A 12,474-nucleotide genomic window follows, 5' to 3' on the forward strand; every position below is an offset into this window, starting at 1 on the left:
CGCCATCCGGTTCCGCAGCGCCCGGGCACGCCCACGCCCGACCGCCCGTATTTCCGCCCGCATTTCCGCCCGCATGCGCCGTTCCCCCGACCTGGAGTGCACAACGTGGACACCGAGCACACCGAATCGCGCGACAACCACCCGAGCCGCAGGGGCTTTCTCGCTCTCGCCGCCACCGCCGGCGCGGCCGCCGCCCTCGGCGGTCTGCCTGCCTTCACCGCCTCGGCGGCCCCCGCCCGCCCCACCTCCTCGCCCCTGCTGTCCGCGGCCGCCGCCGCGAAGAACCAGCTGTGGTGGCAGGCTCCCGGCTCCGCCAACTCCATGATCCAGCAGGGCCTGCCAGTGGGAAACGGGCGCCTCGGAGCGCTCGCGGGCAACGACCCCGCCGGCGAACTGCTGACGATCACCGACGCCACCCTATGGACCGGCGGCCTCAACGACACCCTGCAGAGCGACGGCCAATTCCCCTACGGCCGGGACGACTTCGGCTCCCTTACCCTGCTGGCCGAGCTCACCGTCGACCTCCCCGGGCACGACCTGGGATCGGTCGACAACTACCGCCGCTCCCTCGACCTGGCGCAGGGCCTCGTCAGTGCCTCCTACGACCTGTCCGGCGTCACCTACCAGCGGCAGATCTTCGCCAGCCGCCCCGACGACGTCATCGTCGTGTACTTCTCCCAGCAGGGCGGCGGCACCTACACCGGTACCGTGACCCTCGCGGGCACGCACGGCGAGACCACCACGGCCGACAGCGCCGGGCGCTACGCCTCGTTCGGCGCCTCCCTCGCCAACGGGCTGAAGTACGGCGCCGCCGTCACGGCCCGCAGCAGCAGCGGCACGATCGCCGTCGACGGAACGTCGATCTCCTTCCGCGGCTGCAAGGACCTCACCGTCGTGGTCAGCGGCGGCACCAACTACGCACCCGACGCGGCCACCGGGTTCCGCGACCCGTCCCTGGACCCGGAGCGCCTGGCGCGGACCAAGGTCCAGGGGGCGGCCGGCCACTCCGCGAGCACCCTGCTGCACACCCATGTCGCCGACTTCCGCCCGGTCTTCGAGCAGCTGGACATCAACCTCGGCACGTCATCGGCCGCGCAGCGCGGGCTTGACACCTGGCAGCGGGTGCAGGCCCGCTATCGGGACGACGTTCCGGACCCCGAACTCGAGGCCTCCTACCTGCAGTTCGGCCGCTACCTGATGATCTCGGGATCGCGGGGCACCCTGCCGATGGGCCTGCAGGGTCCGTGGCTGGACGGCAACGACCCGGACTGGATGGGCGACTACCACACCGACATCAACATCCAGATGAACTACTGGATGGCCGACCGCGCCGGCCTGTCGGGGTGCTTCGACGCCTTCGCGGACTACTGCCTCGCGCAGCTGCCCTCCTGGACGGAGGTCACGCAGCGACTGTTCAACAGCACGACCAACAGATACCGCAACTCCAGCGGCAAGCTCGCCGGTTGGACCGTGGCCATCTCCACCAACCCCTACGGCGGTGGCGGCTGGTGGTGGCATCCGGCCGGCAACGCATGGCTCTGCCAGAGCCTGTTCGAGCACTACGAGTACACCCAGGACCGCGCCTACCTGCAGAAGATCTACCCCCTGCTCAAGGGCGCCGTGGAGTTCTGGGAGGCCCGTCTCATCACCACGACCGTCACCGACGCCTCCGGAGCCTCGCGCGAGGTCCTCATCGCCGACAGCGACTGGTCGCCCGAACAGGGGCCGTTGGACGCCAAGGGCATCACCTACGCCCAGGAACTGGTGTGGAACCTCTTCGGGAACTACCACACCGCGACCCAGGTGCTGGCCAGGGACACCTCCTACAGCGCGACCGTCGACGGTCTGCGCGGACGCCTGTACCTGCCCGTGGTCAGCCCCAAGACCGGCTGGCTGGAGGAGTGGATGTCCCCCGACAACCTCGGCGAGACCACGCACCGGCACCTCTCCCCGCTCATCGGCCTCTTCCCCGGCGACCGGATCCGCCCGGACGACTCCACACCGAAGGACATCCTCGCCGGCGCGACGGCCCTCCTGACCGCCCGCGGCATGAACAGCTACGGCTGGTCCAACGCCTGGCGCAGCCTGTGCTGGTCCCGGCTGAAGAACGCGAAGAACGCCTACCAACTCGTCGTCAACAACCTGAAGCCGTCGGTGAACGGCAGCAACGGCACCGCGCCGAACCTCTTCGACATCATGGACGTGGGGCAAGGCCGCGGCATCTTCCAGATCGACGCCAACTTCGGCACCCCCTCCGCGATGATCGAGATGCTCGTCTACTCGCGACCGGGTCACGTCGAGTTGCTGCCCGCGCTGCCGGCCGCCTGGGCGGCGTCCGGCTCGGTGTCCGGCGTCGGAGTCCGCGGCGGCTTCGTGGCCGACCTCGCCTGGAAGAACGGCAAGGTCACACAGGTGACGCTGCGGAGCGTCGGCGGCCGTGACACGACCGTGTCCGCGGGCGGCACCGCGCGAAGGATCAGCCTCAAGCCCGGTGAGTCCGTCACGCTGGGCAACTTCGGCTGACGGTGCGGACCACGAGAAGAGTGGAGAGATCGACGATGTCCCCGGAAAAGACAAGCACGACGGCGGGTCGCCGACCGCGTCGCAGAACCCTGCTGGCCGTGTTCGGCGCCCTGACCGGCTTGACCCTGACGGCAGTTCCGCTGAGCACCGCGCATGTCGCAAGCGCCGCCACGCCCGTGGCGCAGAGCAAGGGCACACGGGTCAGCGCCTGGTCGCCCAGCATGACGACCGGCGGCCCGTCCTTCACCGACCAGACGATCCGGATGGTGGTGCACAGCAGCGTCTCGGGCTCGGGCGCCCGCATCACCCTGTCCAACCGCTACAGCACCACCCCGCTCGATGTCGGCGCCGTGGACGTGGCCGTCCAGGAGAGCGGCGGCGAGGCGACGCGCGGCACCACGCGGAACATCACCTTCGGCGGATCCCGCCACGTCACGATCCCCGCCGGTGAGGAGGCCGTCAGCGACGTCGTCCCGATCTCGGTCAGCGCCGGGGAGAACCTGCTCGTCAGCCTCTACGTGCCCGGCACGACGGGGATGTCGACCTGGCACTCCGACGCGTTCGACACCACCTACCTGGCCTCCGGCAACCACAGCGGTGACGACGGTGCCGCCGCGTTCGGCACCACCACGACGTCCTGGTACTACCTGGCAGGGCTGGACGTCGTGTCGGCGACCGCGCGGGGCACCGTCGTCGCCTTCGGCGACTCCATCACGGACGGCTACCACTCCTCGACCGGCACCTACAGCCGGTGGCCCGACTTCCTCGGGCGCCGGCTGGGCGCCGGACCGGGTCTGCAGAAGCTGAGCGTCGTCGATGCCGGCATAGGCGGCAACCGGGTCCTCACGGACGTCCCCAACCTGTGGCAGGGGGTCAGCGCCCTGAAGCGGTTCGGGCATGACGCCCTCGGCCAGCCCGGCGTCAAGGACGTGATCCTCTTCGAGGGCATCAACGACATCGGCAACAACGCCGGCCCCGACGGCCGTCCGCTGACCGCCGAGGACCTCGTCAACGGCTACCGCACCCTGATCGACGAGGCACATGCCGCCCACGTCAACGTCATCGGCGCGACACTCATGCCCGACGAGGGCAACGGGTACTACACGCCTGCCGCCGAGGCGATCCGCCAGAGCGTCAACCAGTGGATCCGCGCCAGCGGAGCCTTCGACGGCGTCATCGACTTCGACCGGACCATGCGTGACCCCGCGAACCCGGCCGCCCTCAACCCGGCCTACGACGCGGGCGACCACATCCATCCCAACGACGAGGGCATGAAGGCCATGGCCGACGCGATAGACCTGCGGCTCCTGCGCACCTGACGCCCACCGCCGGGTGCGCGGCCCAGGAGAGTCACCGACGCCGTGACACCCCCAGTTCGATGAGATGGCGCTTGGTCACCCGGCCGCCGTACCGCCGGTCGATCAGTGCCGAGATGCACTGCAACAGCCCGCTTCTGGCGGCTTCGGGAAGAGCCCGGTGGCCGGAGTAGGTCCGCAGCAGTCGGAGATAGTCCGCCGTGGTGTAGGTGAGGTCCTGCTCGTAGCGGCGGAAGACGGTGGAAGCGAACCGGCCGCTGCGGGCCACCTCCTCGGCATGGTCCGAGCCGTCGACGTCGGCGGCCGCGGGAAGCCGCAGCCCGGGCGGCGTCTCGGGGTCGAAGCGCTCGTAGCAGCGCTGGACCTCCGCGAAGAACTCCTCGGTCCCGCCCCGCACATGCTGGGTGCGCACCACGGCGAGCGCGCCACCCGGGCGGAGCGCGTCAGCCGCTTTGGCGACCCGCACCGCCGGGTCGATCCAGTGGAACGCCGTGGCCGAGACGACCGCGTCGAACGGCTCGTCAGGCAGCGGCCACGTCTCGAACTCCGCCGTCACCACCTCCACCCTCCCGGCCCCGGCCACGTTGCGGCGGGCGAGCGCGGCCATGCTCGGCCCCGCCTCGACGGCCGTGATCCGACAGCCCCGCCGCGCCAGCGGCACGGTCGCCTGGCCTGTTCCGCAGCCCACCTCCAGTACCCGGCTGCCGGGGCGTGCGCCCGCGAGTTCCGCCAGGTCGTCGTACAGCTCCGGCGGATATCCCGGCCTGGCCCGGTCGTACAGCTCCGCGTCTTCGTCGAACGTCCGGCTCAGGCGCACCCGCCGGGACTCTTCGGGCCTGTCGTCGCGTCGTGCGTGCGTGATGTCGTCGGCCACGCGGAGCAGAGTAGCGAGGAGGCTCACCGGCCGGCACGAACCGCGCGCGAGGAACGGACGGGGCGCGTCCTCCTAGCCACATGCACATGTATGGGCGAGGGCCGGTCAGGCGGGGATGGAGCCGGGCCCCTAGCGCACCACGCGGACCTCGCTGCCGTCGAGGGTCGCGAGCACCTCGGCGCAGATGGCCAGTGCCGTCTCGGCCGGGGTGCGGGCGCCCAGGTCGAGGCCGATGGGGCCGTGGATGCGCCCGAGGAGTCCCTCGTCGAGGCCGGCCTTGACGAGATCCGCGGCACGGCGGGCCTGGGTGTGGCGTGAGCCCAGGGCGCCGACGTAGGGGATGCCGGTGTTCAGCGCGGCGGAAAGGACCGGGACGTCGACGTCCGGTTCATGGCTGAGGACGATCAAGCAGGCGGCGGCCGGGCGCCGGGCGAGCAGCCGGGCGGCGTCCTCGGCGGCGGACTCGACCGTGGCGTCCCAGTCCAGCAGGTGGGCCTGCGCGGCGAGCAGCTCGGCGAGTTCCCCTCCTCCCACGATGACCAGATGGGGTACGGCGGGGAACGTCTCGATGAGAACGAGTCCGTCGTCCGTGGAGCGCATGTCCCGGCCGGCCCGGCGGCGGTCGAGCAGTTCCCGAGCGCGTTCGACGGCCTCGGACGGCCCCTCACCGCGCTCCGGCGCGGATGTCGCGACGGCGCTGGTGCCCCGGGTCCGCGCGGCGTCCAGCCGGGTGATCAGCGCGGCGTCGGCACCCTCCGCCAGCAGATCCCACCAGCGGACGGGAACCGTGTCGAGGGACTGCAGCAGCACTTCGGCCTGGCCGCCGCAGGTCAGGCCCGCCCGCTTCACCTCGTCGTCGTGGACGGAGACCTCGCGCACGCCCGCGGTGTGATCCGCGGGCAGGGCAGCGGCCTCCGCCGCCAGGTACGCGTCGAAGGCACCGCGGTACAGCGTGCCGTGACAGTGACCGGCCTCGTCGATCAGGAGGGCGTCGGCGGGGCGCCGGGGACCGAAGCCCCGCTCGGTGAGGGGACGGGCGAGGACGCCGGTACGTCCTTGAGCCGCCCACTGCCGTGCCGTCTCGGCCAGTTCACGCATGATCGCGGCCCTCCTCGTGGTGGGATCGGCACCGGGAGCCGTATGGACATCGCCGGCACCGTGACCGGAATTCTCGCATGATCACGCATCTCGGCGCCGCCCCGGAGCGCGTGCCTGAGCGGCCGTCAGCGGGTGCGGACGCCGGTGAGGACGCTGGTGAGCACCAGTGCGGCGGCGAAACCCTTCGGGCGTCACGGTGCGTCCCCGTCCCAGTCGAAGTGGCGGGGGTCGCCGGGGCGTGGGGCGTACATCGCCCGGCCGTCGGCACCGAACTGCCCCAACTCGGTGGGCAGGGCCGCGCCGGTGCCGATCTCGGCCTGCGTCCAGCCGGTTATGTCGAGCAGGAGCCCGTCCAGCGGCCCGCCGACCAGTTCGGCGTACCGGCGTCCCGGCCGCGGGCCCGGATGGTCGTGGTCCTGACCGTAGACCCGACCGCGCAGCAGTTGCTCATCGTTCCTGTCCATACGGCCAGCCTCGCAGCCACCACTGACATCGCCGTGGGCCGAACTCGGAGGGGGAACGGCCGCCTCGGTCGGAGGGACTGCCGCACGATGACGCACAGCTTCCTCTGACCGTGCGGCGATGATGTGGGGATGTTCTACGAAGATCTCAGCGAGTACGACTACCTGGACGACGACTCGTTCACCGACAGGGAGTCGGGCTTCTACGGGCTCTGGTACCGCCCGGCCTACACCCGGCTGAACATCGGCTGGCTGGAAGCGGGCACGCCGTACCCGACGGGAACCGTCTCCGCGGCGTTCGTGGAGAAGCTGAAAGCCGTTCAGAAGGTCCAGTGGATGAACGACTGCCTGGGCGTGCACGAGTGCGACCTGTGTCCTGCGGGAGAGGCCCCGGAGGGCAACGGGGAGATACGGATCCCGGGCGAGCCCGGCATCGCCTACGCCGCCCCGTTCCTCATCTCCCACTACGTCACCGCCCACGGCTACCGGCCGCCGCAGGTCTTCGTCGACGCCGTCCTCGCCGTCGACCTCGAAGCATGGGCCACCGCACGATGGCCCGACGTGCCCTTTCCGTGGGTCCCGGAGGACGCGGAACGCTTGGTGGAGTAGGGGGCAGCCGGTGGCGGGCACAATGCCGGCGTGGATACGCGTAACCTGATCATCGTCGCGCTGGACTGCGACACCCGGGCCACCGCCCAGCGCATCGTCGACCAGCTGGGCGACGAGTGCCGTTTCTACAAGGTCGGCCTGGAACTGCTCACCGTAGCCGGCCCCGACTTCGTCGAGCACCTTGTCGCGCAGGGCAAGGAGGTCTTCCTGGACCTCAAGCTCTTCGAGATCCCCAACTCGGTCGCCGGAGCGGTCCGTGCCGCGGGCTCGCTGGGCGTCTCCATGGTGACGGTGCACGGCATGGGCGGCCTGGGCATCATGGCTGCCGCTGTCGACGCCGCCCGCGCCTTCCCCGGACTGCGGATTCTCGCGCTGACCGTGGTCACCAGCATGACCGACGAGGACCTCACGGACATCGGGATCGCGGGCTCGACCGAGGAGCAGGTGCTCAGACTGGCCCGGCTGGCGGGGAAGGCCGGCTGTCACGGTCTGATCGCCTCGCCTCGGGACGTCGCGGCCCTGCGGAACGCGCTGGGGCCCCATCCCCTGATCGTCACTCCGGGAGTCACCCTGCCCGGTGACTCTCCGGCCGAGCACGCTCGTCCCGGAACGCCACGCGCCGCCGTCGCCGCCGGCGCCTCGCACCTCGTCGTGGGGCGGACGGTCACACGTGCCGCGGACCCGGCGGCCGCGTTCCGTCTCGTCCGCAGCAGCCTCGTGCAGTGAGCAACAAACCGGCGGGCACAGCAGTCTGCTGTGGGCCGAGGTTGTCGCGTCCCGGACGGCGGGTGGGGCAGCATCGTCGCATGCAGCCGGTCTTCGTTCTCGTGCACAGTCCGTCCGTGGGCCCCTCGACCTGGCACCCCGTGGCCGAACGCCTGAGGGCGGAGGGGTACCAGGTACGGGTGCCGTCTCTGCTGCACATCGGCGCCGGCGCCCCGCCCTTCTGGCCCCGTATCGCCGACGCGGTCCGCGACGACCTCCGGCAGGTCCCGGCCGACAGCCCCGTGACCTTGGTGGTCCACAGCAACGCAGGCTTGTTCCTGCCCACCATCCGTTGCGGACTCGACCATCCGGTCACCGCCTCGGTCTTCGTCGACGCCGCGCTGCCGGCGCGCACCGGGACCACTCCCGTCGCCTCGCCCGAGATGCTGGACTTCCTCCGCCCGATGGCCGTGAACGGCAGGCTGCCGCGCTGGACCGACTGGTGGGACGAAGCCGACGTCGCACCCATGTTCTCCGATCCGACGATGCGCCGGACGGTCGTCGACGAGCAGCCCACCCTGCCCCTGTCCTACTACGAGCAGCGCGTCCCGGTCCCCGACGGCTGGGACGACCACCCCTGCTCCTACGTGCTGTTCGGCCCTCCGTACGACGACCTGGCCGCCGAGGCGGGCGCACGCGGCTGGCGTGTGGAACACCTGCCCGGCGAGCACCTCCACCAGGTCGTCGATCCCGCCGGCACGACCCGCTGCCTCCTCGAGCTCGCCGGTACCGCCTGATCCACCGCCGACCGGACGGGCCACCGTGAACCAGCGATCCGGTGCGGGGCGTGCCAAGCTGGGAATCCGGTCGACGCTGGGAACGGTGAGTACGGATGAGCCCGAGCTCCGCGAACGGTCCGGATCCCGGACCGACCGGTGCCGGCAACGGGCCTGCGGTCTCCCGCCGGGAGTTCGACGCGCTGTTCGAGGCGGTCCGCACATGGGGCCGCTGGACCCCGGCCGACCGCGGTGCCTGGAACCGGGTGACCGCGGAGCATGTGCGGCGGGCCACGGCCGCGGTGCGGTCCGGGCGGGTCGTCCCGCTGGCGCTGCCCTGGAACACCCTGCCCGGCCCCGACAACCCCAGGCCCGCTCTGCACCACATGACCGATCTCGGTGACGTCCAGAGCCCGGAACCCTCCACGCACAAGGACTTCATCGCCGCCGACTACCACGGCAAGGCCGTCACCCATCTCGACGCCCTGTCCCATGTCGCCTACCGGGGCCGGCTCTACGACGGCCGGACGGCGAAGGAGTTCGTCGGCGCGTCTGGTGCGCGTTTCGGAGCGGTGTCGGCGCTCGGCCCCCTCGTCACGAGGGGAGTTCTCCTCGACCTCCCGGCCGTCCTGGGGATCCGCTGGCTGGAGCCGGGGCAGGCGGTGCACGCACAGGACGTCCTCGCCGCGGAGAAGGCGCTCGGTGTGAGGATCGGCGAGGGCGACGCGGTGCTGTTGCGCTCCGGGCACGTCCGCCGCCGCCGGGAGCTCGGTGCCTGGGACGCCGACTCGGCGAGCGCGGGCTTCCACGTGGACGCCGTACCGCTGCTGGCCGAGCGCGGCATCGCGCTGCTCGGCGGCGACGGCGACAGCGACGTACGGCCCTCACCCGTCGACGGCGTGCACTCGCCCGTCCATGCGCTGGTCGTCGCCGCGATGGGGGCGCCGCTGCTGGACAACCTGGATCTGGAGGCGCTGGCGGCCGCGACGGCGGCGGGCCGGCATGAGTTCCTGCTCGTCGTGGCACCGCTGAACGTCCCGGGCGGGACGGGTTCGCCCGTCAATCCTGTCGCCGTTCTATGACTACACGCACCTGATGTCCGTATTCTCATCTATGTCATATTGTTTTGGAAAAACGGACTCTTGCAGCCGCGAGTGAGGCGAAGCATGGTTCGGCTCGGTGGGAAAGCGATATCGACAGCGCGTGCCACAGACGGCACGGGGCCAGCCCGTTCCCGTGAGCATTTCCTGGCGGGTGAGCCGGTCGAGGCCTGCGTGCGCACCTCCATCTCGAACTCGTGGCAGCGCTGCCGGGCGCTGGGGCTGTCGCCCGACCAGTCCAGCCCGCCCTTCCGGGCCGACTTCGAGCGTGATCCCCGTATCGTCCGGGCGGCCGTGCCGGTGCTCGACCGGCTGGAGGCCTGGTTCGCCGGCAGCAAGATGAACATCTCCGTCGCCGATGCGAGCGGGACGGTCCTCCTGCGCCGCTTCGGAGAGGCGTCCCTCACCAGAAGCCTCCCCGCGTTCCAGCGCGAGCCCGGATTCGTGTTCGCCGAGCAGTACGCCGGCACCAACGGAATCGGTCTCGCCCTGGCGGAGCGGCAGCTCGTCCAGGTCTACGGCGCCGAGCACTTCGCCGAGCGGTCCCAGGGAAACGCCTGCCGCGCGCTTCCCGTCCGCGACCCGGTCAGCGGCCGCATCGAGGGCGTCCTGTGCCTCGGCTATCCACGCAGCGCCGAGGACCCGGCGCTCGCCACCGTGATACGCAAAGCGGCCCGCGCCATCGAGAGGCGGCTGCTGGCACAGAGTTCCGAACGTGAGCGCGCCCTGCTGCGGGCGTACCTGGGCACCAGGGCCGAAACCGCGGCCGGCCCGCACCACAGCGTCGGGGTCGGCGATCTGGCCCTCGGGCTGCACCCCCCTGACCGGGCGGTCCTCATGGAAAAGGCCGCCGAGCTGATCTCCTGCGCGCAGCTGGCCGCCGTCCGCGTTCCCCTGTCCGACGGCCGGTGCGTGACACTGGTGAGCCATCCGATGAGTGCCACCGGGGTGGAGGGCTTCGCCATCGAGGCCATCCTGCCCGGCCCCTCACCGCACGAGCCCCTCATCGCACCGCGGTCGGCGGAGGAGCCACTGCGCCTCGCCGCCGAAACCGCAGCCCCGGCCACCGCCTCTGCTGTCTCCGCCGTCTCCGCCGTCCCTCCGTCGAGGGCCGCTCCCCGCGCCGCGGCACCCCGCCTCGTGGCCGGCCGGGCCGACACGACCGGCAGAGGCGCGGCAGGGGGCGGGCCCGCCGGCACGGCGCGCGGTCACCCCGGCGCCACCCCCCAGGCGAGAGGGCTCGTGCTGGTGGGCGAGCCGCACGTGGGGCGGTACGCCCTCGCCGCGCGCCGCCGCCTGGAGTTGCTGACCGACGCGAGCACCCGCATAGGCACCACCCTGGACGTGCGCCGTACCGCCCAGGAACTCGCCGACACAGCGGTGCCGCGACTGGCCGACTACGTCACGATCGACCTGCCCGAGGCGGTACTGAGGGGTGAAGAGGCCGCCGACCCCCTCACCAACCTGTGCCGGACGGTGGTCCACGGCATCCGCGACGACTGTCCGTTCCACCCGGTCGGCAAAAGCGTCGACTACGGCCCGACCGCTCCGCAACTGCGCTGTCTGACCAGCGGCCAGGCGGTGCTGGAACCGGACCTGAAGACCGCCGCGGGCTCGCTCGCCCACGACCCCGAGCACACCAAGGAGCTGCTGGCCCACGTCCACTCCCTCATCGCGGTCCCCCTGGTCGCCCGCGGCGTCGTCCTGGGCGTGGCCGCCTTCTACCGCGGGCGGGATCCCGCACCGTTCGGTGACGACGACCGTTCCCTCGCCCATGACCTTGCCACCCGCGCCGCGCTGTCCATCGACAACGCCCGGCGTTACACGCGCGAGCGCACCATGGTGCTGGCCCTGCAGCGCAGCCTGCTCCCACAGGGTCAGCCCGACCAGGACGCCGTCGAGGTGGCGCACCGCTACCTGCCCGCGGAGTCCGACGTGGGCGGGGACTGGTACGACGTCATCCCCCTCTCCGGCACCCGTGTCGGCCTCCTGGTGGGCGACGTCGTCGGCCACGGCATGCTCTCCGCCGCCACCATGGGCCGGCTGCGCACCGCCGCACGCAGCTTCGCCGAACTCGACTTCCCCCCGGACGAAGTCCTCACCCACCTCGACAACCTGGTAGGACGCCTCGACCGGGAGAACCCCGCCGCAGGAGAACCGGGCATCATCGGCGCGACCTGCCTCTACGCCGTGTACGACCCGACCGCACAGCAGTGCACCATGGCCCGCGCCGGTCATCCTCCCCCGGCCCTGGTCCGCCCCGACGGCACGGTGTCCTTCCCCGACCTGCCCGCGGGGCCCCCGCTGGGCCTGGGTGGCCTGCCGTTCGAAGCCGTCGAGATCGACCTCCCCGAGGGCAGCGGGCTGGTGCTCTACACCGACGGACTCATCGAGGACCGCAACCGCGACGTCGACGTGGTCCTCGACCGGCTGCGCGGCGCCCTGGCCCATCCGGAACGCACGCCCGAGGAGATCTGCGAGGCGGTCCTCGACACGGTGGCGCCGGCTCACCCCCGCGACGACATCGCCCTGCTCGTCGCCCGTACCCGCGCCCTGGACACCCACAGCATCGCCACCTGGGACCTGCCCGCCGGCCCTTCCCTCGTCAGCGAGGTCCGCGCCTCGGCGCTCCGGCAGCTGGCCGACTGGGGACTCGAGGAGGCCTCCTTCGCCGCGGAGCTGGTCCTGAGCGAGCTGGTCACCAACGCCATCCGCCATGGCTCCGGGCCCATCCGCGTACGTCTGCTGCGCGACCGCACCCTGATCTGCGAGGTCTCCGACACCAGCAACACCGCTCCGCACCTGCGCCGGGCAGCCACCACCGACGAGGGCGGCCGCGGACTGTTCCTCGTGGCCCAGCTGGCACAGAGCTGGGGTACGCGCTACATCCGGCAGGGCAAGGTCATCTGGGCCGAGTGGGAACTCGACGGCGCCGGAGGCCACCGGCGTGACTGACCCGTTGGTGTCACACAAGGCGGCAAATCCGGAATACCCGGATGTGCTCGACTAGCA

At 71.5% G+C, this 12,474-nt stretch carries 10 protein-coding genes; 7 read left to right on the forward strand and 3 right to left on the reverse strand.

The window, feature by feature from the left end; genetic code table 11:
* Positions 1-105: 105 nt before the first annotated feature.
* Complete coding sequence (locus tag ACQPXS_RS04875; protein WP_433447250.1) at positions 106-2,523, forward strand: glycosyl hydrolase family 95 catalytic domain-containing protein; 2,418 nt, start codon at positions 106-108, stop codon at positions 2,521-2,523.
* Between the two features lie 98 nt (positions 2,524-2,621).
* Complete coding sequence (locus ACQPXS_RS04880; protein WP_433447252.1) at positions 2,622-3,842, forward strand: SGNH/GDSL hydrolase family protein; 1,221 nt, start codon at positions 2,622-2,624, stop codon at positions 3,840-3,842.
* Positions 3,843-3,873: 31 nt separating this feature from the next.
* On the opposite strand, the gene ACQPXS_RS04885 is transcribed toward ACQPXS_RS04880, so the two are convergent.
* The 3 genes from ACQPXS_RS04885 to ACQPXS_RS04895 form a co-directional block, all read right to left on the reverse strand.
* Entirely contained in the window at positions 3,874-4,713 is an 840-nt protein-coding gene (locus tag ACQPXS_RS04885; RefSeq protein WP_433447254.1) for a class I SAM-dependent methyltransferase, read from the reverse strand.
* A 129-nt stretch (positions 4,714-4,842) separates the two neighbouring features.
* On the reverse strand, positions 4,843-5,811 hold the full coding sequence (locus tag ACQPXS_RS04890; RefSeq protein WP_433447256.1) for an XdhC family protein: 969 nt from the start codon (positions 5,809-5,811) through the stop codon (positions 4,843-4,845).
* A 191-nt stretch (positions 5,812-6,002) separates the two neighbouring features.
* Positions 6,003-6,275 carry a hypothetical protein gene (locus tag ACQPXS_RS04895; protein ID WP_433447258.1) on the reverse strand — a complete coding sequence of 91 codons (273 nt, stop codon included), beginning with the start codon at positions 6,273-6,275 and terminating at the stop codon, positions 6,003-6,005.
* Positions 6,276-6,404: 129 nt separating this feature from the next.
* Here ACQPXS_RS04895 and ACQPXS_RS04900 point away from each other — a divergent pair, with 129 nt between their 5' ends.
* From ACQPXS_RS04900 to ACQPXS_RS04920, 5 genes are all read left to right on the forward strand, one after another.
* Positions 6,405-6,881 carry a hypothetical protein gene (locus tag ACQPXS_RS04900; protein WP_433447260.1) on the forward strand — a complete coding sequence of 159 codons (477 nt, stop codon included), beginning with the start codon at positions 6,405-6,407 and terminating at the stop codon, positions 6,879-6,881.
* Between the two features lie 30 nt (positions 6,882-6,911).
* Positions 6,912-7,607, forward strand: coding sequence for an orotidine-5'-phosphate decarboxylase (gene pyrF, locus ACQPXS_RS04905; RefSeq protein WP_433447262.1), 696 nt, complete (start codon positions 6,912-6,914; stop codon positions 7,605-7,607).
* Between the two features lie 80 nt (positions 7,608-7,687).
* A complete protein-coding gene (locus ACQPXS_RS04910; RefSeq protein ID WP_433447264.1) occupies positions 7,688-8,383 on the forward strand; it encodes an alpha/beta hydrolase in 696 nt (231 codons plus the stop codon).
* Between the two features lie 95 nt (positions 8,384-8,478).
* Positions 8,479-9,444 (forward strand): cyclase family protein, encoded by a 966-nt coding sequence (locus ACQPXS_RS04915; RefSeq protein ID WP_433447266.1) that lies wholly within the window; start codon positions 8,479-8,481, stop codon positions 9,442-9,444.
* 84 nt (positions 9,445-9,528) lie between these two features.
* Positions 9,529-12,417 (forward strand): SpoIIE family protein phosphatase, encoded by a 2,889-nt coding sequence (locus tag ACQPXS_RS04920; RefSeq protein ID WP_433447268.1) that lies wholly within the window; start codon positions 9,529-9,531, stop codon positions 12,415-12,417.
* Positions 12,418-12,474: the final 57 nt, after the last annotated feature.

The sequence above is a fragment of the Streptomyces sp. CA-142005 genome, assembly GCF_050942335.1.
In the GTDB taxonomy this organism is placed as follows: Bacteria; Actinomycetota; Actinomycetes; order Streptomycetales; family Streptomycetaceae; genus Streptomyces.